The 24,503-nt window shown below is 68.6% G+C and carries 26 protein-coding genes; 16 read left to right on the top strand and 10 right to left on the bottom strand.

Annotated features, from left to right (window positions below; translation table 11 throughout):
• Positions 1-94: 94 nt before the first annotated feature.
• On the top strand, positions 95-1,315 hold the full coding sequence (locus ASC87_RS08985; RefSeq protein WP_056659765.1) for an MFS transporter: 1,221 nt from the start codon (positions 95-97) through the stop codon (positions 1,313-1,315).
• Here ASC87_RS08985 and ASC87_RS08980 read toward each other — a convergent pair.
• Positions 1,302-2,276, bottom strand: a complete 975-nt coding sequence (locus ASC87_RS08980) for an aldo/keto reductase (RefSeq protein WP_056659763.1) — start codon at positions 2,274-2,276, stop codon at positions 1,302-1,304. The two genes, ASC87_RS08985 and ASC87_RS08980, sit on opposite strands and share 14 nt — an antisense overlap.
• A 113-nt stretch (positions 2,277-2,389) precedes the next feature.
• Here ASC87_RS08980 and ASC87_RS08975 point away from each other — a divergent pair, with 113 nt between their 5' ends.
• Positions 2,390-3,274 carry a LysR family transcriptional regulator gene (locus ASC87_RS08975; RefSeq protein WP_056659761.1) on the top strand — a complete coding sequence of 295 codons (885 nt, stop codon included), beginning with the start codon at positions 2,390-2,392 and terminating at the stop codon, positions 3,272-3,274.
• A gap of 47 nt (positions 3,275-3,321) precedes the next feature.
• Positions 3,322-4,431: a GTP pyrophosphokinase family protein gene (locus ASC87_RS08970; protein ID WP_056659760.1), complete on the top strand. Its 1,110-nt coding sequence runs from the start codon at positions 3,322-3,324 to the stop codon at positions 4,429-4,431.
• 21 nt (positions 4,432-4,452) lie between these two features.
• On the opposite strand, the gene ASC87_RS08965 is transcribed toward ASC87_RS08970, so the two are convergent.
• Genes ASC87_RS08965 through ASC87_RS08950 form a run of 4 tightly spaced genes read right to left on the bottom strand, consistent with a single transcriptional unit; the run spans position 4,453 to position 8,269 of the window.
• Positions 4,453-5,619: a mandelate racemase/muconate lactonizing enzyme family protein gene (locus ASC87_RS08965; protein WP_056659758.1), complete on the bottom strand. Its 1,167-nt coding sequence runs from the start codon at positions 5,617-5,619 to the stop codon at positions 4,453-4,455.
• Between the two features lie 51 nt (positions 5,620-5,670).
• The gene (locus ASC87_RS08960) at positions 5,671-6,366 is read right to left on the bottom strand and encodes an SDR family NAD(P)-dependent oxidoreductase (RefSeq protein ID WP_056659752.1); all 696 of its coding nucleotides are present in this window, start codon (positions 6,364-6,366) and stop codon (positions 5,671-5,673) included.
• Positions 6,356-7,324, bottom strand: a complete 969-nt coding sequence (locus ASC87_RS08955; RefSeq protein ID WP_056659749.1) for a tripartite tricarboxylate transporter substrate binding protein — start codon at positions 7,322-7,324, stop codon at positions 6,356-6,358. Before ASC87_RS08955 ends, ASC87_RS08960 begins: the two co-directional genes overlap by 11 nt.
• A 12-nt stretch (positions 7,325-7,336) precedes the next feature.
• Positions 7,337-8,269 carry a dihydrodipicolinate synthase family protein gene (locus tag ASC87_RS08950; protein ID WP_056659746.1) on the bottom strand — a complete coding sequence of 311 codons (933 nt, stop codon included), beginning with the start codon at positions 8,267-8,269 and terminating at the stop codon, positions 7,337-7,339.
• A gap of 155 nt (positions 8,270-8,424) precedes the next feature.
• Between ASC87_RS08950 and ASC87_RS08945 the strand changes: the two genes are divergently transcribed.
• The 5 genes from ASC87_RS08945 (at position 8,425) to ASC87_RS08925 (ending at position 11,774) form a co-directional block, all read left to right on the top strand.
• The gene (locus ASC87_RS08945) at positions 8,425-9,336 is read left to right on the top strand and encodes a LysR family transcriptional regulator (RefSeq protein ID WP_056659743.1); all 912 of its coding nucleotides are present in this window, start codon (positions 8,425-8,427) and stop codon (positions 9,334-9,336) included.
• Positions 9,337-9,455: 119 nt separating this feature from the next.
• A complete protein-coding gene (gene cadR / locus ASC87_RS08940; RefSeq protein ID WP_056659740.1) occupies positions 9,456-9,920 on the top strand; it encodes a Cd(II)/Pb(II)-responsive transcriptional regulator in 465 nt (154 codons plus the stop codon).
• A gap of 85 nt (positions 9,921-10,005) precedes the next feature.
• Positions 10,006-10,506, top strand: coding sequence for a hypothetical protein (locus ASC87_RS08935; RefSeq protein ID WP_056659732.1), 501 nt, complete (start codon positions 10,006-10,008; stop codon positions 10,504-10,506).
• 39 nt (positions 10,507-10,545) lie between these two features.
• Positions 10,546-10,944, top strand: a complete 399-nt coding sequence (locus ASC87_RS08930) for a GFA family protein (RefSeq protein WP_056659730.1) — start codon at positions 10,546-10,548, stop codon at positions 10,942-10,944.
• A gap of 143 nt (positions 10,945-11,087) precedes the next feature.
• Positions 11,088-11,774 carry a methyl-accepting chemotaxis protein gene (locus tag ASC87_RS08925; protein WP_056659727.1) on the top strand — a complete coding sequence of 229 codons (687 nt, stop codon included), beginning with the start codon at positions 11,088-11,090 and terminating at the stop codon, positions 11,772-11,774.
• Positions 11,775-11,785: 11 nt separating this feature from the next.
• On the opposite strand, the gene ASC87_RS08920 is transcribed toward ASC87_RS08925, so the two are convergent.
• Positions 11,786-12,745 carry a LysR family transcriptional regulator gene (locus ASC87_RS08920; protein WP_056659855.1) on the bottom strand — a complete coding sequence of 320 codons (960 nt, stop codon included), beginning with the start codon at positions 12,743-12,745 and terminating at the stop codon, positions 11,786-11,788.
• 141 nt (positions 12,746-12,886) lie between these two features.
• Here ASC87_RS08920 and ASC87_RS08915 point away from each other — a divergent pair, with 141 nt between their 5' ends.
• The 3 genes from ASC87_RS08915 to ASC87_RS08910 all read left to right on the top strand — a co-directional run bounded on the left by ASC87_RS08915 (position 12,887) and on the right by ASC87_RS08910 (position 14,820).
• Positions 12,887-13,693, top strand: a complete 807-nt coding sequence (locus ASC87_RS08915) for a carboxymuconolactone decarboxylase family protein (RefSeq protein ID WP_056659725.1) — start codon at positions 12,887-12,889, stop codon at positions 13,691-13,693.
• Between the two features lie 70 nt (positions 13,694-13,763).
• The gene (locus ASC87_RS33695) at positions 13,764-14,153 is read left to right on the top strand and encodes a hypothetical protein (protein WP_369820747.1); all 390 of its coding nucleotides are present in this window, start codon (positions 13,764-13,766) and stop codon (positions 14,151-14,153) included.
• A complete protein-coding gene (locus ASC87_RS08910) occupies positions 14,101-14,820 on the top strand; it encodes an alpha/beta fold hydrolase (protein ID WP_369820746.1) in 720 nt (239 codons plus the stop codon). Before ASC87_RS33695 ends, ASC87_RS08910 begins: the two co-directional genes overlap by 53 nt.
• A gap of 61 nt (positions 14,821-14,881) precedes the next feature.
• Here ASC87_RS08910 and ASC87_RS08905 read toward each other — a convergent pair whose 3' ends face one another.
• On the bottom strand, positions 14,882-16,546 hold the full coding sequence (locus ASC87_RS08905; RefSeq protein WP_056659723.1) for an OFA family MFS transporter: 1,665 nt from the start codon (positions 16,544-16,546) through the stop codon (positions 14,882-14,884).
• 392 nt (positions 16,547-16,938) lie between these two features.
• Between ASC87_RS08905 and ASC87_RS08900 the strand changes: the two genes are divergently transcribed.
• Together ASC87_RS08900 and ASC87_RS08895 are read left to right on the top strand one after the other, a co-directional pair.
• A complete protein-coding gene (locus tag ASC87_RS08900) occupies positions 16,939-18,066 on the top strand; it encodes an ABC transporter substrate-binding protein (RefSeq protein WP_056659721.1) in 1,128 nt (375 codons plus the stop codon).
• A gap of 13 nt (positions 18,067-18,079) precedes the next feature.
• Entirely contained in the window at positions 18,080-19,204 is a 1,125-nt protein-coding gene (locus ASC87_RS08895) for an ABC transporter substrate-binding protein (protein WP_056659719.1), read from the top strand.
• A 41-nt stretch (positions 19,205-19,245) separates the two neighbouring features.
• Here ASC87_RS08895 and ASC87_RS08890 read toward each other — a convergent pair whose 3' ends face one another.
• Entirely contained in the window at positions 19,246-20,229 is a 984-nt protein-coding gene (locus ASC87_RS08890) for an endonuclease/exonuclease/phosphatase family protein (RefSeq protein ID WP_056659717.1), read from the bottom strand.
• Between the two features lie 39 nt (positions 20,230-20,268).
• A complete protein-coding gene (infA, locus tag ASC87_RS08885; protein WP_056659715.1) occupies positions 20,269-20,517 on the bottom strand; it encodes a translation initiation factor IF-1 in 249 nt (82 codons plus the stop codon).
• A gap of 469 nt (positions 20,518-20,986) precedes the next feature.
• Here infA and ASC87_RS08880 point away from each other — a divergent pair, with 469 nt between their 5' ends.
• A complete protein-coding gene (locus tag ASC87_RS08880) occupies positions 20,987-21,367 on the top strand; it encodes a hypothetical protein (RefSeq protein ID WP_056659713.1) in 381 nt (126 codons plus the stop codon).
• Positions 21,368-21,375: 8 nt separating this feature from the next.
• Positions 21,376-22,740 (top strand): tRNA (N6-isopentenyl adenosine(37)-C2)-methylthiotransferase MiaB, encoded by a 1,365-nt coding sequence (gene miaB / locus ASC87_RS08875; RefSeq protein ID WP_056659852.1) that lies wholly within the window; start codon positions 21,376-21,378, stop codon positions 22,738-22,740.
• A gap of 26 nt (positions 22,741-22,766) precedes the next feature.
• Here the strand turns inward: miaB and ASC87_RS08870 are convergent, their stop codons facing one another.
• Positions 22,767-23,048 (bottom strand): hypothetical protein, encoded by a 282-nt coding sequence (locus ASC87_RS08870; RefSeq protein WP_056659711.1) that lies wholly within the window; start codon positions 23,046-23,048, stop codon positions 22,767-22,769.
• A 93-nt stretch (positions 23,049-23,141) separates the two neighbouring features.
• Here ASC87_RS08870 and hemA point away from each other — a divergent pair, with 93 nt between their 5' ends.
• Positions 23,142-24,434, top strand: coding sequence for a glutamyl-tRNA reductase (gene hemA / locus ASC87_RS08865; protein ID WP_056659709.1), 1,293 nt, complete (start codon positions 23,142-23,144; stop codon positions 24,432-24,434).
• Positions 24,435-24,503: the final 69 nt, after the last annotated feature.

Below are 24,503 nucleotides of genomic sequence, written 5' to 3'. Positions count from 1 at the left end.
GGCCGGGTTTGACCATGCACAGCGACCGCGGCTCCCGGTGCTGCGGGGACGGGCATTCCACAGGCCCCTGCACCGAGCCGCCCCCAGCGCGAAAATGCGCGGTCGCATCGAACCCGCCATCCCCGTGCCCCCTGACGCCTTCTCGCTGCGGCGCATCGCCGTCCCCGCCTTTGCCCCCTCGCTGCTGTTCGGCCTCGCCGAGGGCGCCATCCTCCCGGTCATCCCGCTGAGCGCGCGCGGCCTCGGGGCATCCGTGGCCATGGCCGCGCTGGTGGTGATGCTGATCGGCGTAGGCTCGCTCGTCAGCAACATCCCGGCGTCGCTGATCACGATGCACAAGGGAGAGCGATGGGCCATCGTCGCAGCAGCCGCCTGGAGCGCGCTGGCGATGGCGCTGTGCGCATGGACGCGCCACCTCGGTGTGTTCCTCGTGGGCGCCTTCATGATCGGCATGTCGCAGGCGGTGTTCACGCTCGCGCGCCAGAGTTACCTCACCGAGGCGGTGCCGGTGGCCTACCGCGCACGCGCGCTGTCCACCCTCGGCGGCGTGATGCGCATCGGCATGTTCATCGGCCCGTTCGTGGCGTCCGCAGTGATCCACCTGCACGGCATCGACGGTGCCTACGGGGTGGGCATCGTGGCCCTCGCGGTGGCCGCCGTGGTGGGTGCCCGCATGCCGGACCTCGAGGCTCCCCCCGCCGACCCCACGGCCCCCGCCGCCCGCCCGACACTGCGGTCGACCTTGCAGGACCACCGCCACATCTTCATCACGCTGGGCATCGGCGTGATGCTCGTGAGCGCCGTGCGGGCGAGCCGGCAGGCCATCATCCCGCTGTGGGCGGACCACCTCGCGTTGGCGCCGTCGGTGGCGTCACTGATCTACGGCCTGGCCGGCGGCGTCGACATGCTCGTGTTCTACCCCGCCGGCCGGCTGATGGACCTGAAGGGCCGCCGCTGGGTGGCGGTTCCCTCGATGGTCATCATGGGCGCGGCGCTGCTGCTCACGCCGTTCACCCACGGCGCCACCACGCTGCTGCTGGCCGCGATGGCCATCGGGTTCGGCAACGGCATCGGGTCGGGCATGGTGATGACGCTCGGCGCCGACCACTCGCCGCGCATCGGCCGCGCGCACTTCCTCGGGGTGTGGCGGCTGATGGCCGACATCGGTTCGTCGTGCGGGCCCGCCTTGCTGTCCTTCATGGCCGCCACGCTGACCCTGGGCGCCGGCATCGCGGTCACCGGGGTGATCGCGCTGGGCGCCGCCGCGCAACTGGCGTACTGGATTCCGCGGGCCGGGGCCGTCACGCGTCGTTGAGCCGGCGCATCGTCGCCTCGTCCAGGCGCAAGGTGGTGGCACCCAGCGCCTCGTCCAGTTGCGCGACGCTGCTGACCCCGAGCACCGGTGTCACGGGAACGGTGCCCGCGAGCATCCATGCCAGCACCACCTGGTTCGGCGTGGCCCCCAGCTCGCTGGCCACGGCATGCAACACACCCAGGCGGCGGTCCGCGCCCGGGGTGTCGTAGTCGGGCGGCAGCGGTCGGTCGGGCCGCACGTAGGCGCCTTCGAGCAGCGCTGAATATCCCAGCACGGTGAGCGCACCATCGGTGCCGGCGTAGTCGAGCAATTCTGGTGTGACGGGGAACTGCGAGACCTCCGGGGCCGGCACGCGCAGGTGCCGTGCCTCGAGGTAGCTGTGGCGCATCTGCACCGCACGAAACAGCGGCAGGCCCGAACGGCGCGCGATGTCGCGGATCAACGCGAGCCGCCACGTGGGGTAGTTGCTGGCGCCGACCACGGCCACGTCCCCGTTGCTGACCAACTCGGCCAGCCCGCGCAAGGTCTGCTCGAACGCGGTGGCCCGGTCATCGACGTGGGTGTAGTACACGTCGAGGCGGTCGACGCCGAGGTGCTTCAGGCTCTTTGCCGCCTCCGCCTTGATCGTTGCCGCGGCCAGGCCCTCGCGGTTGAGCGCCGAATAGGGGCGGCTTCGATCGACGATCGCGGCCCCGACCTTGGTGGCCAGCACCACCTTGTCGCGCAGCCCGCGGCTGCGCAGCCACCGCCCGATGAGCCGCTCGCTTTCGCCGCCCTGCCCGCCGCCGGTCCAGAAGCAATAGCAGTTGGCGGTGTCGATGAAGGTGCCGCCCGCGTCGACAAAGCGGTCGAGGATGGCGAACGACGTGGGTTCGTCGATCCGCGTACCAAAATACATGGTGCCGAGGCACAGTTCGGACACGTGGACGGTCGGGTCGTTGCCGAGTGGGTGTTGCTTCATGGAAGGCCTCCGGGTGGTGGGTGGGTGTGCATCCACTGTAGGCAGCCGCCTGCCACCGGAGAAGCCCGTCGCGCGACGTCACATTGCAAACCGAAAGTTGGGAATCGAAGGCCATGGATCAATTGCGTGCGTTGAGGCTCTTCTCGAAGGTGGCCGTCCTGGGCAGCTTCCAGCGGGTGGCGGTCGATGAAGGCATCACGGCACAGGCCGTGGGCAAGAGCATCCGCCAGCTGGAGGACCACCTCGGTGTGCGCGTGCTCCACCGCACCACGCGCCGCTGCAGCCTCACGCAGGAGGGGCAATCGCTGCTCGACCTCACGCGCACGCCGCTCGACGAACTGGCCCGCGCACTGAACATCGTGAACGCGACAAGCCTGCAGGTCGTGGGGCCGCTGCGGGTCAGTGCCGCGCCGTCCGCGCGTGCCGTTCTCGCCGAGCCCATCGCCCGCTTCTGCGAGCGGCACCCGCGCGTGCGCATCGAACTCGTCACCGCCAACGCGTTCACGGACACGGTGGACCAGCAGGTGGACGTGGGCTTCCGGTCGGGCCACCAACCCCGCGGCGATCTGGTGGCGCGCCGCCTGTTCGCGGTGCGACAGCGGCTGTGTGCCGCGCCGTCGTACCTGGCGCGCCACGGCACCCCCGACAGCATCGAGGCCCTGCGCCAGCACCGCTGCACGGGTTTCCGCGATTCGCAGTCGGGCAAGCTGTGGCCGTGGGACCTGCCCGGCGCCGGCGCGTTCGATCCCGACCCGGTCTTCTGCACCAACGACCCGGAATCCGAGGTGGCACTGGTGCGCGCCGGCATGGGCATCGGCCTGCTCGACGACATCACCGCCGCGGGCGACCTGCAGGCGGGGCGGCTCGTCGTGGTGCTGCCCGAGGTGCGCCCCGCGGACCTCGGCTTCCACATGTACTACCCGAGCCGCAAGCGGCTGCCGCAGCGCACGCGGGCCTTCATCGATTTCATGGCGGCGCAGCTGTCGGACACCGCCTGACGGCCGTGCCGTACCATCGAACCGACAACAAGCGACACGGAAACCCCATGGCACAGGAAGACTTCGAGGCGGAAAAGAACGCGTTCCGCGCGTTCCACGATGCGAACACGCGCGTGCTGGAAGACGCCAAGAACGCCTTCCTGGCCCTGGTCCGCTCCCTCGTGGTGGACACGGGCGAAGTGGCCATCTCGAAGGTCGAGGGCCGCGTCAAGGACTGCGAGGAATGCATCAACAAGTTCGACCTGAAGTACCGGGCCGAACTCGAGAAGACCGGCGCCCCGTACGCGATCAAGGACCACGTCATGGACCTGATCGGCCTGCGCATCGTGTGCCTGTACGAGGACGACATCGAGAAGCTGCGCGACCAGCTCGCCCGTCATTTCGAGGTGATGGAGGTGACGAACAAGATCGCGTCCATCGAGAACACGGAAAGTTCGTTCGGCTACAAGGGCCTGCACCTCGACCTGCGGCTCGGCGCCGAGCGGCGTGCGCTGCCGGAACACCGCGCCTACGCGGGCTTCCAGTTCGAGGTACAGATCCGCACCATCATCCAGGACTCCTGGAGCGTGCTCGACCACAAGATCAAGTACAAGAAGTCGATCCCCAACCGGCTCAAGCGCCGCATCAACACGCTGGCCGCGCTGTTCGAGCTGGCCGACCGCGAGTTCCGCGAGATCCGCGATTCCACCGAGGAAGAACTGGCCCGGGTGGCCTCCGAGGTGGCCGCCGACATCGCCGTCGAGGAGCAGCCGGAGGGCGCCATCGCCCGGGCCGGCCCGGGTGAAGCCGTGGCGGGGCGGCGCAACGTGGCGCTCGACGCGTTCGCGTTCGTCCGCATCGCCCGCCACTTCTTCCGCACCGACGAGTTCGACCCGCAGAAGGTGGACGGCTTCACCGAACGGATCGTGTCGCTCGACCCGGACATCACCCGCGGCAAGTTCAACACCCACCTGAAGACCCACATCACGCGGGTCAAGCGGTACCAGGCGCACTTCGAATCGCAGGGCTCCACCGCACGGCTCAACCCGTTCACGCTGATCCGCCATTGCCTGTACCTGGCCGACCGGGCCCGGTTCGGCAGCCTGCTCACCAATGCCGCCCGCACGAACTTCGAGGCGTGGCTGGCACTGAACCCGCTGACCGACACAGCCGGCTGAGTACCAGCCACCCCCGTCGCGTCAAGCCGACAGCGCCCGCATCTCCGCGAACAGGTCGGCCTTGCCTTCGAAGCCGATGCCCGGCAGCTCGGGCAGCATCACGTGGCCGTTGTCGACGGTGACGCCATCGGGGAACCCGCCATACGGCTGGAACAGGTCGGGGTACGACTCGTTGCCGCCCAGGCCCAGCCCCGCGGCGATGGCCAGCGACATCTGGTGGCCGCCATGCGGGATGCAGCGCGACGGGGACCAGCCGTTGTCCTTGAGCATGTCCAGCGTGCGCAGGTACTCGACGAGGCCGTAGCTGAGCGCACAGTCGAACTGCAGCCAGTCGCGGTCCGGGCGCATGCCACCGTACCGGATCAGGTTGCGGGCGTCCTGCATCGAGAACAGGTTCTCGCCGGTGGCCATGGGCTTGTCGTAGTGGTTCGCCAGCTCGGCCTGCAGGGCGTAGTCCAGCGGGTCACCCGCTTCCTCGTACCAGAACAGGTCGTACTGCGAGAGCGCCTTGGCGTAGGCGACGGCCGTCCTGACGTCGAAACGCCCGTTGGCATCCACGGCCAGGCGCTGGCCCGGGCCGAGCAGCTTCAGCACCGCCTCGATGCGCCGGCAGTCCTCTGCAAGCGGCGCGCCGCCGATTTTCTTCTTCACCACCGAGTAACCGCGGTCGAGGTAGCTGCGCATCTCGCGCTCGAGCCCTTCGAGGCCCTGGCCCGGCCAGTAGTAGCCGCCGGCAGCGTAGACGAACACCTTGCGGTTGGCCGTGCCGTTGCCGTACCGCTCGGCGAGCAGTTGGTACAGCGGCTTCTTCTCGATCTTCGCCACGGCATCCCAGATGGCCATGTCGATCGTGCCCACCGCCACGGACCGTTCACCGTGGCCGCCGGGCTTTTCGTTGGTCATCATCGTGGCCCACACCTTGTGCGGGTCGAGGTTGTCGCGCTGCCTGTCGAGCAGGCTCGCCGGATCGGCCTCCAGCACACGCGGGCGGAACCGCTCGCGGATCAGCGCGCCCTGCCCGTAGCGGCCATTGGAGTTGAAGCCATAGCCGACCACCGGCTTGCCATCGCGGATCACGTCGGTGACCACGGCCACGAGGCTCAGTGTCATCTTCGAGAAATCGATGTAGGCGTTGCGGATGTTCGACTTGATGGGCTTGGTTTCTTCGCGGATGTCGATGATCTTCATGGGAGGTGTTCCGTAGAGACAAGAAAGGGAGAGAAGAAAGGGAGAGAGGGGTCAGCGCGGCAGCGAGGCGCCACCGCAGACCTGGATGTCCTGGCCCGTGATCGGCGCCGCGGCGGGCGACAGCAGGTAAGCGACGAGCGATGCGATCTCACCGGGCTGGATGAGGCGGCCCAGCGGTGGCAGCGCCGGGGGTTCGCTCTGGCGCCGGGGGTCGCCGAGCATGGCCGTCTCGGTGGCGGCGGGCGACACGACGTTGACGGTCACCCCATGGGCCACCACCTCGGCGGCCCAGCTGCGCGCCAACGCGGCGAGTGCGGCCTTGCTGGCGGCGTACTGGCTGCGGCCGGCCTTGCCCTGTGCCACGCGGCTGCCCACGAGCACCACGCGCCCGCGCCCGGCGGCCACCATCGCGGGCACGAGCACATCGGCCAGCACCTCGGCCGCCTGCACGTGCAGCCGCCACATCAGGTCGCCATCGGCCGCCTGCAAGGCCCCGAGGGGCGCCACCCGCAACACGCCGGCGGCGTGCACGAGCACCTGCGCACCGGTGAACCTGGCGGCGGCCGCCCGCGTGGCGGCGCCGTCACCCAGGTCCACGGCCACGGCCTGGAATGCCGGGTGGTCGATGGCCGGGGCCGACACATCGAGGCCAGAGACGGACCAGCCATCGGCTAGCAGCGTACGGGCAATCGCGAGCCCGATGCCCGAGCTGCTGCCGGTGACCACGGCATGGCGGTCATTCGGCACGGATCTTCCCCTCGGTGATGATCTTGGCCGACAGCGCCATGTCGTCCTTCTGGAAGCGCGCGAAGTCCTCGATCGAGCCGGGGGTCAGCACCAGGCCCTGCTGGGTCAGCTTGTCCTTCATCTCGCCACGGATCGCCTTGTTGACCTCGTCGTTCAGGCGTTGCGCGATCTCCTTCGGCAGCCCCGCCGGCCCCCACAGGCCGTACCAGCTGTAGAACTCGTAGCCGGGCACGGTTTCACCCACGGTGGGCACGTCGGGCAACGTGGCCAGGCGGGCCTTCGAGGTCACCGCGATGATCTTGAGCTGGCCGGCCTTGGCGAACCCGGTGGCGCCGAGGATCGGGTCGATGAACCCGTCGATGGTGCCGCCCACCAGGTCCTGGTAGGCCGGTGCAGAACCCTTGTACGGCACGATCACGTACTCGATGTTGCCGGCCCGTTTCAGCAGTTCGGTGGACAGGTGGCCGGCCGACGCGGCCGAACCGATCGCGAACGTGAGCTTGCCGGGATGGGTCTTGGCATACGCCAGCAGGCCCTTCACGTCGTTGAACGGCAGGTTCTTGTTGATCGAGACCGACAGCGGGGCCTTGGCCACCAGGGCAATGGCCTGGAAGTCCTTGGCCACGTCGTACGGCGGGGTTTTCATCGTCATCGGCGTGGTGGTGAGCGCCGACGCGTTGAAGAGCAACGTGTAGCCGTCCGCCGGGGCCTTCGCCACCATCGTGCCGCCGATGGTGCCGGCACCACCGGGGCGGTTCTCCACGATGAACGTCTGGTGCATCTGCTCGCCGAGCTTTTGCGCCAGCTGGCGGCCCACGGCGTCGAGCGTGCCGCCCGGCGGGAACGGAATGATGATGGTCACGGGCTTGGCAGCCGGGTACGGCTGCTGGCCGAACGCGGCGCCGCAGAGGCCGAGCCACGCGGCGGCGGCGAGCCGCAGGAACTGTTGGCGTTGCATGGGGCCTCCGTGTCAGCGCTTGAGCAGGCCGGCGTTGGCCACGGCGGCACGGAGCGCCGCCATCTCGGCGTCGTTCGGTGACTCGGTCGGGGGACGGACGGTGGGCGAGTCGAGCACGCCCGCGAGGTACATGCCCATCTTCATGCGCGCGTGCGCCTCGCCGGTAGGCTCGCCGCCGCCGTACACCGCATCCTTCAGCGGCGTGATCACGTCCTGCACGGCCATGGCCCTCTTCAGGTCGCCGGCCTTCACCGCTTCCCACAGGTCGTTGATGAGCGACGGGATGAAGGTGGCGAACCCGACCAGCGCCCCGTCCACCCCCTGCACCATCGACGCGAGCAGGTACTCGTCGTGGCAGGTGAGGATGACCTTGGCGGGGTCCGCCGCGCGGATGGCCTGGATGTCGGCCGCGTACTTGTTCATGTCGCGCTGGCCCACCTTGAAGGCCTTCACGTACGGCAGCCGGGCCAGTTCGGCGAGCGTGGCGCTCGAATACGACGCGCGGGTCCAGGCAGGGTAGACGTGGGCCACGAGGTCGAGGCCCACCTCGCCGATCGCGGCGAAATAGTCCTTCACGTGGTCCGGCCGGAAGCCGAACCGCAGCCAGTGGTGGGGCGGCATCACGTCGAGCGCGCGGGCGCCGGCCTCCCGGGCCATCGACGCCTGCTCCTGGGCGTCGCGGATGCCTTCGCACACGATCGACGAGATGACCGGCAGCCGGCCCTTCAGCTCGTCGGCCACGATGCGGGTCACCTCGGCACGCTCGCGCGGCATCAGCGAGAACACCTCGCCGGTGTGGCCGTTGGTCATCACGGCGACAACCCCGGGTTGCGTGGCCAGCCAGGAGGCGTGCTTGCGCAACGCAGGTTCGTCGATCCGGTAATCGCTGGTGAACGGGCAGGCGATGGCGGGAATGATGCCGCGGTAGTCGGGGGTCGAGGGCATGGTGTCTCCTGGGGTCAACGGGGCAACGGGACAAGGGGCAGATCGCATCGAGCTCGCGGACTCGACTGGAAAATGATCGCCGTACGGGTTCGTCCTGACCAATGCCGCTTCGGTCTGCTTGCATGCTCACAGGGCACTGCTGCTGCCCCTCGCCCATGAACCTGATCTGGCTCGACGACTTCCTGGCCCTGGCCGCCACCGGCAACTTCTCCCGTGCCGCGGAGGATCGCCACATGACCCAGCCCGCGTTCAGCCGGCGCATCCGCGCGCTGGAGGACTGGCTGGGGGTCACGCTCTTCGACCGCACCGGCCACCCGGTCACGCTCACCGAGGTGGGGGAGTGGTTCCGCGCGGTGGCACAGGAGATCCTCGCCCGGGTCGACCGCGTGCCCGACGAGGCGCGCGCCGTGGCGGATGCCAGTTCGGCCACGCTGCGCATCGCGTCCACCCATGCGCTGTCGCTGACGTTCCTGCCCACGTGGTTGCGCAGCCTGGAATCGCGGTTGACGGTGGGCCCGGTGCAACTCGTCTCCGACGTCATGCAGCAGTGCGAGGCCGCGATGCTGCAGGGCCGCGTGCAGTTCGTGCTGTGCCACGCCCACGAGCACCTGCCCAACCGGCTCGAACAGGCGGGGTACCCATCGGTGCGGGTGGGCACGGACGACCTGCTGCCGGTGAGCGCGCCCGACGCCCGCGGCCGGCCGCGCCACGCCTTGCGCCGCGTGGGCAAGGCGCCCGCCAGCAAGGTGCCGATGCTCACGTACAGCGCCGAATCCGGCATCGGCCGCCTCGTGCGGGCCCTGCGCGGCGCGGCGCTCGACAGCGCCCACACCGAACCGGTGTTCACCGCCCACCTCGCCACCGTGTTGAAGTCGATGGCCCTCGACGGCCGCGGCTTCGCCTGGTTGCCGCAGAGCCTCATCGGCGACGAACTGGCCTCGGGCCGCCTGGTGCCCGCGGGCGACGCGAGCTGGGCCATCCCGGTCGACATCCGCCTGTACCGGCAGCCCGGGGCGTCGCCGGCCACGCCCGAGAGTTTCTGGCGGGCGGTAGCCGCTGCCGGCTGACGCAGGCGCATCGCCTTGCTGCCCTTGCGCCTTCGGCGCCATCGCCGGCGAAGTCCCGGCCAACCCCGTACAGTGGCAACCCTGTACTCGATACAGCGTTCCCGCGAAAGAAACACCCCATGCGAATCGGCGAGTTGGCCACCCAGGTCGGATGCGACGTGCAGACCATCCGCTTCTACGAGCGCGAAGGCCTGCTCGACGAACCCCGGCGCGAGCCGTCCGGCTACCGCGCCTATGCCACCGAGCACCGCGAGCGGCTGCAGTTCATCCGCCACTGCCGTTCGCTCGACATCCCGCTGCCGGAGATCCGCACGCTGATCGATTTCGCGGCCGCGCCGGACCGCTCGTGCGCCCAGGTCAACGCGCTGCTCGACGGCCACATCACCACCGTGCAGGCGAAACTGGCGGCGTTGAAGGCACTCGAACAACAGCTCCTGTCGCTGCGCCAGCAGTGCGACGGCGACCCCACGCGGTCCTGCGCCATCCTGCAGTCGTTCATGACGGCCACCGGCGAACACGCGTGCGCGTGCCACCCGGCATCGGCCATCACACCCACGCTTGCAGCACCGATGCCGCCGCGATGACGGCGGCGCGGCCCGCGCACCGATGGTTGCCAGCGCGCTCGAATACTGTATAAACTTACAGTCAACCTCATTTGCGCACGCCACCATGACCTTTGCCATCGAAGACGAAGCGCCTGTCGCCCTCCAGCAAGCCACGCTCTGGCAGGACGACGGCTGGACCGCCCGCATCATCAAGAACGAAGACGACGACGGCTGGGCCGTTGCCATGACCCAGGACGGCCAGTCCGAAGCCGCGCTGGTGGGCCCATGGACCATGGGCCGCGACAAGAAAAACCCCAAGCCCCTCGACGCCCCGGCGTTCCACACGCTCGTGAAAACCGCCAACGAGGTGCTGCGCCGCCACGAGCAGCAGCTGCACGCCATCCTGCACAAGCAGGTCGACGTGGACCTGGGCCTCACACGCATCCGCGTCACGATGGACATCACCCCCGACGACGACGACCCCACTGCCGTGCTCACCGCCCGCGACCGCGATGGCGATGGCAACGAACTCGCACGGGTCGGGGTGTCACCGGCGTTCAAGCTCACGCGCGACTCGGCCACCGCCTGGATCGAAGGCGGCTACCGCAAGCCCGGCCGCGATTGATCCCCGCTTTCCCCGGGGCCGGGCTCGAAAGGATCTGCCATGCGCATTCCTCCCAACACCCGCCTCGGCGGCTGCAGCTGCGGCAGCGTCCGCTTTGCCTTGATCGGCCCACCGCAGAAGGTGGGCCTGTGCCACTGCACCACATGCCGCAAGGAAACCGGCAGCGTCGCCATGGCCTATGCCGTGTGGGACACCGCCGCGTTCACCACCGGCGGTGAAACGCGCACGTGGGAAGGCCGCGACTTCTGCCCCCGCTGCGGCACCCGCCTGTATGCCCTCCGGCCGGAAGAGCATGAGGTGGAGGTGAAACTCGGCGCGCTGGACGGCGGACCCTGTGGCCTCGTGCCCACCGAAGAGCTGTGGATCAAGCGGCGCGAGGCTTGGATGACCCCCATCGAAGGGGCGGCGCAGTACCCCGAAGACCCGCCGAACGCCTGAGCAGGTGTGAGCACACCCGGCCAACGCCCTGCCTTGGGGCGCATCCGTAACCGCTGGTACAAACCCTGCTTCCTGCGTGAGGCAAACGCCCTGCCGCCCCATCCAGGGTCGACCGCGCGTGAACCACCACACGGAACACGACCATGCTGCACCTTCAACAAGCGCAAGCACCCACCCGGCACCCGCCCGCAGGCACCACGTTGCGGCCTTCGGGCCAGGTGTACGGCACGCTGATCAACCTCTCCGGCCGGCGCCGCTTCACGTCGCAACGGGTCGTGCTGTACGCGGTGCTCGCGTTGCAAGAGCAGGACGGTGCGCTCGCGCTGTCCCAGGCGGCGCTGGCAACCTTCTCCGAGGCGCACGAGGCCCTCGTGAACGGCAACGGCACGGTGCCGGGCTTGTTCTGCGACGAACTGAAGGATGCCTACCTGGGCCCGACAGGCGGTGACAAGACGATCCGGGAGTTCATCGGCCTGGCCCGCCGCGCCCACGACCTGCTTGCCACCCGCGGCGGTGGTGCGGCGGCCCTCGTGGCGCAGCTGGTGGACGGCGCCACGCCGCTGCTGGCCGTGTTGAACCAGATCACCCAGGTGTACGAGAACCTTGCCGTGACCCACGCCGCCGCGTCGCGCACGCAGTTGACCGGCGTGTTGAACGACATCGAGTCGATCGCCAAGCACGCGCGCATTGTTGCCTTCAACGCCCAGGTGGCGGCCGCCCGGGCCGGCGGGGCGGGACGCGAGTTCGCCGTCGTGGCTGGCGAGTTGTCGGCCATCACCTCGAAGATCGACGACCTCGTGCGCCAGGCCATGAAGGCCTCGGCGGCCTGAACCTGAGGCGGTCAACCAGGCGGCCGCGCCCTCGACCCGCCTCTCAGCTCCTTCGCGCTGAGCACGTACTCCCGGTTGTTGGTCAGGCGCTTGACCGCAAGATCGATGAAGGCGCGCGCACGCGCCGGCTGCGAACTGCGACTGCCGAAATAGACGAAGTAGCTGTAGTGCTCGGGCATGTAGTCCGACAGCACGGGAATCAACTGGCCGGAACGGATGTACGGCGCAGCCGTGACGCCGGCCAGTTGGCCGAGCACCCGCCCCGACAGCACGGCCTGGAGTTCGAGGGCCTCGTCGTTGGTGTGGATGGCCGGCACCACGGGCTGTTCGATCAGATCGTTGCCCACCTTGAAGCGCCACGGGACGACCTTGCCCGTTCCCGGGTTGCGGTACACGCTGCAACGGTGGGACTGCAATGCCGACACGCTGTCGGGCGCACCCTGCCGGTCGAAGTAGGCCTGTGACCCGCAGGTGACCAGCTGCACCGGGAACAGGCGTCGCGCGATGACACCCTCGTGTGTCGAGGAACCGAGCCGGAATCCAACGTCGACGCGGTCTTCCACCCAGCTGCCCACACGGTCCTCCAGCTGCACGTCGGGCTGGATGCCCGGGTGCTGGGTGCAGAACTCGTCGAGGAGCCGCCAAAGGATGTGCTGGAAGGTGCTCCGGGGGCCGACGATGCGCAGTGGCCCTGCGAACTCATCCTTCGCCCGTTTGGCGCCCCGCATGGCCCGTTCGAGCCCGACCAGCGACGGCTGGGCCTCCTCCAGGAACTGCCGGCCTTCGTCGGTCAGCGACATGGCGCGGGTCGTGCGGTGGAACAGGCGCGCATCCAGATGCTGCTCCAGCAGTGCCAGGGCCTGGCTTGCCGCCTGTGGGCTGATGTCCAACGCCGCGGCGGCCTTGCGCAGGCTCCCCAGTTCGGCCGCGCGGACGAAGATGGAAATGGCGCGCAGTTCGTTCATGGGCAGGGTCTCCTCTTCGCCCTGATTGTCCGCCACTGCTTGTCAATCAATCAACTGTCCGACAGCTATGCGCATGTCTGTGATTTTCCTAGAGTTGCCCGGGCGGCACCTGCTTCTTGATCTCTACAGCCACCCCGGGAACACGCCATGAAATCCATTTGCACCTTCGCGCTGACCCTGTCGATGTTGTCGCCCGCCCTGGCGGCCGGCGACGACCTGCTGATCTCGCGTGCGGGTACCCGCGCAGTCAACGACGCACCGGCCCGGAACTTCACAGGCCAGGTCAAGGTGGAAATGCTCCACACGCCTGCCGGGCCCGAACGCGCGTCGGCCGGAACCGTCACGTTCTCACCGGGTGCTCGCACCGCCTGGCACACCCACCCGCTGGGGCAGACGCTTGTCGTGACGGCCGGCACCGGCCGCGTGCAGCGCTGGGGTGGGCCGGTGGAAGACATCCGCGCCGGTGACGTCGTGCACATCCCCGCCGGCGTCAAGCATTGGCATGGCGCGGGGCCGGGTGGCACCATGAGCCATGTCGCGATCACGGAGGCACTGGACGGCAAGACCGTCGACTGGCTGGAGCAGGTGACCGACACGCAGTACGGAAGTGCCAAGACCCCCGAGACACCCCAGGCGGCACAACCGTCGCGCGCGCAGCGCTTGATGGGCGACGTGGCGCCGAAGCTCGCACAACTCACGGACGACGTGTTGTTCGGCGACGTGTGGACCCGGCCCGGCCTGCCGCCGCGCGACCGCAGCCTCGTCACGGTGAGCGCCCTGATCGCGATGAACCGCCCGGACCAGTTGCGCTCGCACATGGCCCTCGCCCGCGACAACGGCGTGACCCGGGACGAGTTGGTCGAAACGATCACGCACCTCGCCTTCTATTCCGGTTGGCCCAACGCCGTCACGGCCATCGGTGTGGCGCGCGACGTGTTCGCGAGCAAACCTTGACCAGCCGGCCTACCCACGGGAAACCAGGATGTTCACCAGACACCACCCAGCGAACGTCGCTCGAACCGTCATGGCGGCCTGGCTGCTCACGACCGGCGTGGTCAGCCACGCCGCCGACAAGGCCGGGGCGACGTCGTCCCCGCTGATGATCCAGGAGCAAGGCAGCTTCGCGGTCGGCGGCACGGTGGTGAGAAGTCCTGGCACCTACGACCCGGATCAGCCAGGCCTCGCGGGGCAGACCCTCCACGGTGATCACGCCCGTGTCTTCTACCAGGTGCCCGTGAACGCGCGGAAGCTGCCCCTCGTCCTGTGGCACGGCTTCGGGCAGTTCGGCAAGACCTGGGAGAGCACACCCGACGGCCGCGAGGGCTTCCAGACGCTCCTGCTGCGCCAACGCTTTCCGGTGCATGTGGTCGATCAGCCGCCGTGGTGGCGCCGCACGCAGCACGGTGGCGGCTGAGCTGCCCGCCACACCGGATGACCAACGCTGGTTCAACACGTTCCGGCTGGGACGCTGGCCGGCGTTTTTCCCGGGCGTGCAGTTCTCGCAGGACCCGCTGGCCCTGGCGCAGTACTTCCGCCAGATGGTGCCCGACACGGGACCGCTCGACACCCAGGTCGTGACCCGTGCCGTGTCTGCCTTGTTCGACCGAATCGGCCCGGGCGTGCTCGTCACGCATTCGCACAGCGGCGGAATGGGCTGGACCGTGGCCATGAACAATCCGCGGGTGCGGGCCATCGTGTCCTACGAACCGGGCAGCGGCTTTGTCTTTCCCGAAGGTGAGCTGCCGGCCCCGATGCCGAGCGCCACCGGCCCGCTCGAAGGGGTGGCCGTGCCGCCAGCGGAATTTGCCAAGCTGACGCGAATTCCGATCGTCATCTACTACGGCGACAACATCCCGAGCGAGCCGTCGAAGCACTTCGGCGAGGACAACTGGCGCGTGCGACTGCAGATGGCCAGGCTGTGGGCAGCAGCCGTGAACCGGCACGGCGGCAACGCCACGGTGGTGCATCTCCCGGAGATCGGCATCCGCGGCAACACGCACTTTCCGTTCTCCGATCTCAACAACGGCGAGATCGCCGGCCTGCTGTCGGCCTTTCTTCGAACCCACGGGCTCGACCAGTAGCCAGCCGCAACAAAAAAGGCCCGCTTGCGCGGGCCTTTTCATGTCGAGAGGGTGAGCCGGATCAGCTGAACACCTTCGCGGCGCTCAGCAGCGTGCGGTACACACCCCACAGCAGCGGGATCGTCACGGCGGCCCAGGCGAGCGCCACGACGAACGTGGGCGTGGTGCCGCCCGAACCGCTGCCGGTCACTTCCGCGGCAACGCTGCGGTCGTGGGCCAGGCGCTTCTCTTCGGCGAGTTCCTCGTCCGTCATGAAGTGCTTGTCGGCGACCGGGCGAACCAGCAGGTTGCAGATCAGGCCGATCACGAGCATGCCCACGAGGATGTACATGGTCTGGTTGTAGACCTGCTCGCGCGGGATGCCCAGGCCGAGTTGGTACTCGCGCATGTAGTTCACGACGATGGGGCCCAGGATGCCGGCGGTGGCCCATGCGGTCAGCAGGCGGCCGTGGATGGCGCCCACCATCTGCGTGCCGAACAGGTCGGCGAGGTACGCCGGCACGGTGGCGAAACCGCCGCCGTACATGCTCAGGATGATGCAGAAGGCACCCACGAAGAGCAGCTTGCTGCCGGCCGACGCGCTGGCCGGGATGCTGGCGTACAGCAGGCCACCCAGCACGAAGAACACGATGTACGTCACCTTGCGGCCGAGGCGGTCGGACAGGCTCGCCCAGACGAAGCGGCCGCCGATGTTGAAGAGGCTCAGCAGCGCGGTGAAGCCTGCGGCGACGCCGGCGATGGCGGTGAGCTGGGTCTTGTCGAGTTCACCGAACTTCTGCGTGAGGCCGATCAGCGAACCGCCGAAGACTTCCTGCAACATCGGGCTGGCCATGCCGATCACGCCGATGCCGGCGCTGACGTTCATGCAAAGCACCATCCACACGAGCCAGAACTGGGGGATGCCCCAGACCTTCTTCACATGCACGTGGCGGCGCGTGATCATCTGGTTGTCGACCTGGGCGGCCGGCGGCGTCCAGCCTTCGGGCTTCCAGCCGCTCGGCGGCACGCGGTAGCCGAAGGCACCGGCCATCATGAAGACGAAGTAGCCCGCGGCCATCACGAGCAGCGTGGAAGCGACGCCGACGTTGTCGGGCGTGGCGAAGGTCTTCATCAGCTCGGCCGCGAGCGGCGAACCGATCATCGCGCCGCCGCCGAAGCCCATGATGGCCATGCCGGTGGCCATGCCACGGCGGTCCGGGAACCACTTGATCAGCGTCGAGACGGGTGAGATGTACCCGAGCCCGAGCCCGATGCCCCCGATGACCCCGGCCCCCAGCCACATCAACCACATCTGGTGGATGGACACGCCGATGGCCGCGAGCACGAGGCCACCGCACCAGCACACCGCCGAGACCACACCGGCCTTGCGCGGACCAGCGCGTTCGAGCCAACCGCCCCAAAGCGCAGCCGACAAGCCCAGCAGCACGAAGAACAGGGTGTACATCCACCCCATCGTGGAAATCTTCCAGTCGCAGTTCGTGGCGAACAGCTCGGCCACCAGGCCCATGTCCTTCGGGCAGGCCAGGGCAGAGTTGATGCCCACCGCCTTCGACAGCGGCAGCCAGAACACCGAGAAGCCATAGGCCATCCCGATGCAGAGGTGGATCGCCAGTGCCGCGGGCGGCACGAGCCAGCGGTTGAAGCCAGGGCCCGCGATCGTGCGTTCCTTGGCCAGTATTCCAAGAGCTCCAGACGGAGTGTCTCCCGTCCCAATGACAGCCGACATGCTGCTTCCTTAAGAGGTGTGATGAAAATGAGGTCGCCGCTCGAAACGGCGGCGTAGGGGTCGAAAACAGCGTGGGGCCGAGAGCAAGTCCCCGCTGCTGCGTTGGGGGGCAAGGGTAGAGGCCCGCTGCGACACTGGCAAGGCACCCCCGCGCCTCGGGGGTGCCTCCGCGCCAAGCTGTTGGCAGAAACGTGACAGCCATCACGAAATTCGGTTGCCAGAATGTTTACCGAAGTGACGAACTTCGTCACCCCGAGAGAAGGATTTCACGGGGCCTTCGATTTCCGGACGTGAACGAATGTCACGGAAGCTTACAAGCTGCCAATCGGTATTTACACTGCCCCACCGCATGCATGATGCCTGCGCGCTTCGCCTTGATCGAGACCCCTCCGATGAAAAGACGCACCCTGATCCAGAACCTGCTGACCGGCAGCGCCGCCTTGGCCCTGCCTGCTTTCGCGCAATCCGAACGCCGCATCGTCCTGGGTCAGTCGGCTGCCTTCACGGGCCCGGCCGCCCAGTTGGGCATCCAGATGAACCGCGGCGCACGCGTGTACTTCGACGCCGTCAATGCGAGCGGCGGTGTCAACGGCCACACCATCGAGCTGCGTTCGCTCGACGACGGCTACGAGCCCGATCGCTGCAAGGCCAACACCGAGAAGTTCATCAAGGACAACGTGTTCGCGTTGTTCGGCTACGTGGGCACGCCCACCTGCCTGGCCGCGCTGCCGCTCGTGCTCGAGAGCCGCATCCCGTTCTTCGGTCCGTTCACGGGCGCCGAATCGCTGCGCGACCCGTTTGCGAAGAACATCTTCCACATCCGTGCGTCCTACTACGACGAGACGGCACTGATCGTGAAGCAGCTGACGTCGCTCAGCATGAAGAAGATCGCGGTCTTCTACCAGAACGACGCGTACGGCAAGGCCGGCCTCGATGGCGTGACGCGCGCGCTCAAGCCGCTGAACCTCACCCCGGCCGCACTCGGCACCGTGGAGCGCAACTCGGTCGACGTGGCCAAGGCGGTACGCGACATCACTGCCGCCCAGCCGGAAGCCATCGTGCAGATCGGCGCCTACAAGGCGTGTGCCGCGTTCATCCGCGAGGCCCGCAAGGCCGGCTACGGCGGACAGTTCTACAACGTGTCGTTCGTGGGCACGCAGGCGCTGGCCGACGAACTGGGCAAGGAAGGCCACGGCATCGTGATCAGCCAGGTGATGCCGTTCCCGTTTTCCACCACCACGCCCATCTCGCGCGAGTACCTCGACGCGGTGGCCAAGGCCGGCGGCGACGCGAAGCCGAACTACTCCAGCATGGAGGGTTACGTGGCCGCGAAGGTCTTCGTCGAAGGCCTGAAACGCGCCGGGCGCAACCCGAGCCGCGAGCAGCTGATCTCGTCGCTCGAGTCGGTGCAGAACAACAACCTCGGTGGTTTCCACGTGAACTTCGGTTCGCGCGACCACGTGGCCTCGCACTTCGTCGAAGTGTCGATGCTGACCGAAGACGGCAAAGTGCGCCGCTGACCTGGACCCTCTCTTGAAACGTCGTCATCTCCTCCAGCTCGGCGCCACTGCTTCGGCAGGGCTTGCCTTCCCCGCCATCGCACAATCACGCAAGATCGTGCTCGGCCAATCGGCCCCGTTTTCCGGCCCGGCCAGCTCGCTCGGCACCCAGCTCAAGGAAGGTGCGGAACTCGTGTTCAACCAAGTGAACGCCAGGGGTGGCGTGAACGGACGGACCATCGAGTTGCGCAGTGTCGACGACGGCTACGAGCCGCAACGCTGCGCCGAAAACACCCGGAAACTGTTGGCGGCCGACGTGTTCTCGCTGTTCGGGTACGTGGGCACGCCCACCAGCCTGGCGGCCCTGCCGCTCGCGGCCGCCGCACGCACGCCCTTCTTCGCGCCGTTCAGCGGCGCCGAGGCACTGCGTGCCCCGTTCAACCGCTACGCGTTCCATGTGCGTGCATCGTACTTCGATGAGACCGCCGAGATCGTCAAGCAGCTGACCGCCGTGGGGATCAAGCGCATCGCGGTCTTCTACCAGAACGACAGCTACGGGCAGACCGGCCTCGACGGCGTCAACCAGGCACTGAAGGCCCGGGGCCTGGCCGCCGTGTCGCTCGGCACGGTGGAGCGCAACACGGTGGAGGTGGAAACCGCGGTCAAGGAAATCCTCGCCGGCAAGCCGGAGGCGATCGTGCAGGTGAGCGCGTACAAGTCGTGCGCCGCCTTCGTGCGGGCCGCGCGCAAGGCGGGTTTCACCGGCGGGTTCTACAACTTGTCGTTCGTGGGCACCCAGGCGCTTGTCAATGAACTCGGCGCCGACGCGCGCGGGGTGGTCATCAGCCAGGTCATGCCGCTGCCGTTCAGCGCCACCAGCCCGCTCGCGGGCGAGTACCTCGCAGCCGGCAAGTCGTCGGGCACGAAGTTCGAACCCAACTACGGCGGCATCGAAGGCTACGTGGCAGCGCGGGTGTTCGTCGAAGGCCTGAAACGGGCCGGCGCCAATCCCACCCCCGACTCGATGGTGGGCGCGCTCGAATCGCTGAGCAACCTGAACCTCGGCGGCCACTTCATCGACTTCGGCCCGAACAAGCACACCGGCTCGCGCTACGTCGACCTCACGGTGCTGACGGCCGACGGCCGCGTGCGCCACTGACGTCAGGGGACGCCCGCCCCTGGGCGGCACGCTTCCCTGAGTCATGGCGCGGGTGTCACGTCCACCATCACCGGCCGGTGGTCCGACCCGAGGTCGGGCCCGACCGCCGACGCCACCCGAAGCCATCCGGCACTGACAAGCACATGGTCCAGCGGCAGCAGTGACAGCCACCCGCCCAGGTTGGGCCACGTGGGGGCCAGGCCCGACGCCCGCTGCAACGCGGGTGCCACGCCGCGCAGCCCCGTGGACCAGGGTGTGTCGTTGAGGTCGCCGGCCAGCACCCCGAGCGGTGCGGCGCCGGCGAGCCAGCGGGCCTCGTCACGCAACGTGGCATCACGAACGAGCGCGTAGGCGCGGTCGAGCGGGGGCATCGGGTGCACGGCGGAGACGGCCACGGCACGCCCCTGCCACGACAGCGTCGCGCGCAGGTGAGGCGTGCGCCGCGGGTCTGCAGGCGTGGTGACGGTGTCGGTGGCGGTGAAGGGATGGCGTGACAGCAGCGCGATGCCGAACGGGTCGGGCGCTGGCGCCAGAACCTGGTGCGGGTAACGCGCCCGCACGGGCCCGTGGGCCACCAGGCGCGCCGCGTCGTCGCCGAATTCCTGGAGCATCACCACGTCGGGCGACGCGGGGTCCAGCAGCCATTGCTGCAGGCGGGAGAGGTCGGGGTTGCCGATCTGGAGGTTGGCTGTGCCGATGCGCAGCACCGGGGCCCCGCGGGCCGCTTCAGCGGCAGGAGGGGCCGAGGGGGCGTGGGTCCACCATGCCGCCACCAACACCAACAGCGCCAACCAGGCGGCGCGACCGCCGAGAGCCGCCCACGCCACGGACGCGGCACCACCCAGGCACAGGTAGAGCCACTGCCAATGGATCGACAGGCCCATCAGCCATTGCAAGGTGGGGAGCGGCGCTTCAGGCCACCAGCGCGCAGTGATGGCGCTGGCACTCGCCAGCGCACACAGCACAGCCAGCCAAGCGGCCCGTCGTCTGAAGGCGGTTCGGGCCGCCGAGGTGTGTTTGTCCATCCCTGCCCCATTCGTGGAGCCGGGACGATACCGCAGGGATCAGCTGCTGCGCGGACCGGGGCCGCGGCCCTCGATGTGCCGGAACGTGATGCGACCCTTGGTCAGGTCGTACGGGGACAGTTCCAGCGACACGCGGTCACCCGCGAGAATGCGGATGTGGTGCTTGCGCATCTTGCCCGCGGTGTAGGCCACGAGCGTGTGGCCGTTTTCGAGGGTGACGCGGAACCGGGAGTCCGGCAGCACGTCGTCGACCTTGCCGTGCATTTCGATCAGTTCTTCCTTGGCCATGGACACTTTCTTCAAAGAGGGATCGGACGGCCGGGCAGGGTCGGAGCGACCCGGCGAGGCCGGTGCCGGCGAAAGCCGGCGGGAGAAAGAGAAGCCCCGACACACAGCAGCAGCGCGAGTGACGGGTGGAACGTGCGAGCAGGATGGCGCACCGGGTTGGCGCCCTCGCACGCGAGGCAGGCAACGACGACCGGCTCTGCTGCCAGAGACCAGGCTTCACGGAGGGGCGCGGGGCGCCGTGGAAGGGTCGTTGCGATGTATGGATTCTACCATCCGGCGCCCGAACCTGCCCGATTGGTGAATGCCCCGTTTGCGGGGCTTGTGCAGGCCTGCGAACCGTGAAAAGCGCCCATCCGGGCAGGCGGTGGGCACGGGGGCGTCACCACTGACCCCGCCCTGCCGCGTACACTGTCGGATTGCCGTTCGGCACCCCTCCCCTGTTCGTTTCCACAGCCACTGGACGCATACCATGTACCGCTGTCTCATCGCCGTGGTGGCCGCCGCCACCATCGCCGCCCCTGCCCTCGCCCAGGTCCAGCGCCCGTTTCCCCAGAATGCCCTGCGCGGCACGATCACGTTCGGCCAGCCGCCCGTGGTGGCGCTGAACGGCCAGGTCACCCAGCTGTCGCCCGGTGCGCGCGTGCGCGACGGCAACAACATGGTCGTGATGACCGGCCAGCTGATCAACCTGAAGGTGGTCGTCAACTACACGATCGACGCGTCGGGCCAGGTGCACAACGTCTGGATCCTCCGCCCGGAGGAAGTGAAGATGCGCCCGTGGCCCGTCACCACCGCGCAGGCGCAGGCGTGGGCCTTCGATCCGGCTGCGCAGACCTGGACCAAGCCGTGAGCGACACCATGGACACGACCGTCACGAAGAAGGTGTTCATCAAGACCTTCGGGTGCCAGATGAACGAATACGACTCGGACAAGATGTCCGACGTCATGCGCGCCGCCGAGGGCTACGAGCCCACGAACGACCCCGAACAGGCCGACCTGATCCTTTTCAACACCTGCTCGGTGCGCGAGAAGGCGCAGGAGAAGGTGTTCAGCGACCTGGGCCGGGTCAAGCACCTGAAGGCCAAGGGCGTGCTGATCGGCGTGGGCGGTTGCGTGGCCAGCCAGGAAGGCGCCGCCATCATCGAACGTGCCCCCTACGTGGACGTGGTGTTCGGACCGCAGACGCTGCACCGCCTGCCCGAACTGCTGGCGAAACGCCAGGCGCAGCGCCGCCCGCAGGTCGACATCAGCTTCCCCGAGATCGAGAAGTTCGACCACCTGCCGCCCGCCCGGGTGGAGGGCGCCAGCGCCTTCGTGTCCATCATGGAAGGCTGCTCGAAGTACTGCAGCTACTGCGTGGTGCCCTACACCCGCGGCGAGGAAGTGTCACGCCCGTTCGACGACGTGCTCGTCGAGGTGGCCGGCCTGGCCGACCAGGGGGTCAAGGAAATCACGCTGCTGGGCCAGAACGTCAACGCGTACCGCGGCCCCATGGGCGGCACGGCCGAGATCGCCGACTTCGCACTGCTGATCGAGTACGTGGCCGAGATCCCCGGCATCCAACGCATCCGCTACACCACGAGCCACCCGAACGAGTTCACGCAACGCCTGATCGACGTCTACGCGAAGGTGCCGCAGCTCGTGAACCACCTGCACCTGCCGGTGCAGCACGGCAGCGACCGCATCCTGATGGCGATGAAACGCGGCTACACCGCGCTCGAGTACAAAAGCACCATCCGCAAGCTGCGGGCGGTGCGCCCGAACCTCGCGCTGTCCAGCGACTTCATCGTGGGCTTCCCGGGCGAAACCGACGACGACTTCGCCAAGATGATGAAACTCATCGACGACGTGGGCTACGACGCATCGTTCAGTTTCATCTTCAGCAAGCGCCCGGGCACGCCGGCCGCCTCGCTGGAAGACGACACCCCGCACGAGACCAAGCTCGCCCGGCTGCAGGTGCTGCAGGCGCGCATCGAGGACAACGTCGAACGCATCAGCCGCTCGATGGTGGGCAGCACGCAGCGCCTGCTCGTGGAAGGGCCGTCGCGCCGCGACGCCGGGGAGCTGATGGGCCGCACCGAGTGCAACCGCATCGTCAACTTCAAGGCCCCTCCGCGCCTCGTGGGCCAGATGATCGACGTGAAGATCACGGCCGCCTACGCCCATTCGCTCCGCGCCGAAGTGGCGCTGACGGAACCCGTGGCCCCCGTCACGGCGGACTGAGGCACCCGGCGGGCAGCGGTCGCGCGTCAGCCCCGTCTCGGGCCGAACGCAGCCCACCACAGGCCGAGCGCGTTGCCAACCACCATGGCGCCGTAGGTGACCATCTTGCCGTCCCGGCCCGTCCAGGCGAGGCCCGCCACCAGCACGGCCGACGACACGGCCACGGCCCAGGCCGCCAGGCGCAGCCACGACACCGTCTTGAGGTCGCGCCACCACAGCAGCTTGGTCAATGCGGACGCCAGCGCCCCCACGGCCATCGCCGGGGCGAAGAAGTTCAGCAGGTGCCACAGTCCGTCCAGCATGCCCATGGCAGTGCATTCCTCACGAGGTCGGGCGCCGCGGCGCCGGGGAAATTGACGGTCGTCGGACGACCGGCAGCCGTCGATTTTATAATCCTGCAAATGAGCGTCTTCGCCCTCGGCCTGAACCACACCACCGCCCCGCTGGACCTGCGCGGAAGGTTCGCGTTCTCGCTCGAGCAAGTGGCCCCCACACTGCAGGCATTCCGCCAGCGGCTGGTGGCCGTGCCGGGGGCGCCCGAGGTGGCCTTGCTGTCCACCTGCAACCGCACCGAGCTGTACTGCGCGGCGGAAGCCGCGGTGGTGCAGCCCGCGGTGGACTGGCTCGCCAGCGTGGGCGGCGTGGCGCCGCACCAGCTGATGGACCACGCCTACGTGCTGCAGGGCGGCGCCGCGGCCCGCCACGCGTTCCGCGTGGCCAGCGGCCTCGACTCCATGGTGCTCGGCGAACCGCAGATCCTCGGCCAGATGAAACAGGCCGTGCGCGAGGCCGACACCGCCGGCACGCTGGGCACCACGCTGCACCAGATGTTCCAGCGCTCGTTCGCGGTCGCGAAGGACGTGCGCACGTCCACCGAGATCGGTTCGCACTCCATCAGCATGGCCGCCGCGGCCGTTCGCCTGGCATCGCAGCTGTTCGAAGACCTGCGCGAAACCCGGGTGCTGTTCGTGGGCGCCGGCGAGATGATCGAACTGGTGGCCACGCACTTCGCCGCCCGCCAGCCGCGTGCCATGGCCGTGGCCAACCGCACGCTCGAGCGCGGCGAGAAGCTCGCCGGCCGCCTGGGCGCCGAAGCCATTCGCCTGGCCGACCTGCCCGCCCGCCTGGGCGAGTTCGATGCCGTCATCTCCTGCACGGCCAGCTCCGTGCCCATCATCGGGCTCGGCGCCGTCGAACGCGCGCTCAAGAGCCGCAAGCACCGCCCCATCTTCATGGTGGACCTGGCCGTGCCACGCGACGTGGAACCCGAGGTGGCCCGCCTGTCCGACGTGTACCTGTACACCGTGGACGACCTGTCCGCCCTCGTGCAGACCGCCGGCGAGAAGCGCCAGGCCGCCGTGGAGCAGGCCGAGGCCATCATCGACGCGGGGGTGCAGAGTTTCGTGCACTGGCTGGGCCAGCGGGGCACCGTGCCGCTGATCCAGGCCCTCACCGCGCAGGCCGACGCCTGGCGCGCCGGCGAGATCGCCCGCGCCCGCAAGCTGCTCGCCAAGGGCGAGGACATCGAGTCCGTGCTCGACGCGCTGTCGCGTGGCCTCACGCAGAAGATGCTGCACGGCGCCATGGCCGAGCTGCACGCGGTCGATGGCGACCACCGGGTGCAACTGGCCCAGACCGTGTCCCGGCTGTTCCTGCGCGGCGCCAGCCGCAACCCGGCCGACGACTCCCGTTAGCGGCGCTCCGAACGCCCTCCCGGTGCGCCCGCCGCCACTGCGGCCGCTGCACCGGCGCCCCACCGCCTC

The sequence above is a fragment of the Rhizobacter sp. Root1221 genome, from assembly GCF_001425785.1.
Taxonomy (GTDB): domain Bacteria; phylum Pseudomonadota; class Gammaproteobacteria; order Burkholderiales; family Burkholderiaceae_C; genus Rhizobacter.
Note: the sequence above shows the minus strand (reverse complement) of the source record. Positions and strands in the feature narration are given on the sequence as shown.

Bases quoted from the DNA above. Each gene is read 5' to 3' on its own strand.
- ASC87_RS08985 (WP_056659765.1), top strand. From the start codon at position 95: ATGCGCGGTCGCATCGAACCCGCCATCCCCGTGCCCCCTGACGCCTTC.
- ASC87_RS08980 (WP_056659763.1), bottom strand. From the start codon at position 2,276: ATGAAGCAACACCCACTCGGCAACGACCCGACCGTCCACGTGTCCGAA.
- ASC87_RS08975 (WP_056659761.1), top strand. From the start codon at position 2,390: ATGGATCAATTGCGTGCGTTGAGGCTCTTCTCGAAGGTGGCCGTCCTG.
- ASC87_RS08970 (WP_056659760.1), top strand. From the start codon at position 3,322: ATGGCACAGGAAGACTTCGAGGCGGAAAAGAACGCGTTCCGCGCGTTC.
- ASC87_RS08965 (WP_056659758.1), bottom strand. From the start codon at position 5,619: ATGAAGATCATCGACATCCGCGAAGAAACCAAGCCCATCAAGTCGAAC.
- ASC87_RS08955 (WP_056659749.1), bottom strand. From the start codon at position 7,324: ATGCAACGCCAACAGTTCCTGCGGCTCGCCGCCGCCGCGTGGCTCGGC.
- ASC87_RS08950 (WP_056659746.1), bottom strand. From the start codon at position 8,269: ATGCCCTCGACCCCCGACTACCGCGGCATCATTCCCGCCATCGCCTGC.
- ASC87_RS08945 (WP_056659743.1), top strand. From the start codon at position 8,425: ATGAACCTGATCTGGCTCGACGACTTCCTGGCCCTGGCCGCCACCGGC.
- cadR (WP_056659740.1), top strand. From the start codon at position 9,456: ATGCGAATCGGCGAGTTGGCCACCCAGGTCGGATGCGACGTGCAGACC.
- ASC87_RS08935 (WP_056659732.1), top strand. From the start codon at position 10,006: ATGACCTTTGCCATCGAAGACGAAGCGCCTGTCGCCCTCCAGCAAGCC.
- ASC87_RS08930 (WP_056659730.1), top strand. From the start codon at position 10,546: ATGCGCATTCCTCCCAACACCCGCCTCGGCGGCTGCAGCTGCGGCAGC.
- ASC87_RS08925 (WP_056659727.1), top strand. From the start codon at position 11,088: ATGCTGCACCTTCAACAAGCGCAAGCACCCACCCGGCACCCGCCCGCA.
- ASC87_RS08915 (WP_056659725.1), top strand. From the start codon at position 12,887: ATGAAATCCATTTGCACCTTCGCGCTGACCCTGTCGATGTTGTCGCCC.
- ASC87_RS33695 (WP_369820747.1), top strand. From the start codon at position 13,764: ATGGCGGCCTGGCTGCTCACGACCGGCGTGGTCAGCCACGCCGCCGAC.
- ASC87_RS08910 (WP_369820746.1), top strand. From the start codon at position 14,101: ATGTGGTCGATCAGCCGCCGTGGTGGCGCCGCACGCAGCACGGTGGCG.
- ASC87_RS08905 (WP_056659723.1), bottom strand. From the start codon at position 16,546: ATGTCGGCTGTCATTGGGACGGGAGACACTCCGTCTGGAGCTCTTGGA.
- ASC87_RS08900 (WP_056659721.1), top strand. From the start codon at position 16,939: ATGAAAAGACGCACCCTGATCCAGAACCTGCTGACCGGCAGCGCCGCC.
- ASC87_RS08890 (WP_056659717.1), bottom strand. From the start codon at position 20,229: ATGGACAAACACACCTCGGCGGCCCGAACCGCCTTCAGACGACGGGCC.
- infA (WP_056659715.1), bottom strand. From the start codon at position 20,517: ATGGCCAAGGAAGAACTGATCGAAATGCACGGCAAGGTCGACGACGTG.
- ASC87_RS08880 (WP_056659713.1), top strand. From the start codon at position 20,987: ATGTACCGCTGTCTCATCGCCGTGGTGGCCGCCGCCACCATCGCCGCC.
- miaB (WP_056659852.1), top strand. From the start codon at position 21,376: ATGGACACGACCGTCACGAAGAAGGTGTTCATCAAGACCTTCGGGTGC.
- ASC87_RS08870 (WP_056659711.1), bottom strand. From the start codon at position 23,048: ATGGGCATGCTGGACGGACTGTGGCACCTGCTGAACTTCTTCGCCCCG.
- hemA (WP_056659709.1), top strand. From the start codon at position 23,142: ATGAGCGTCTTCGCCCTCGGCCTGAACCACACCACCGCCCCGCTGGAC.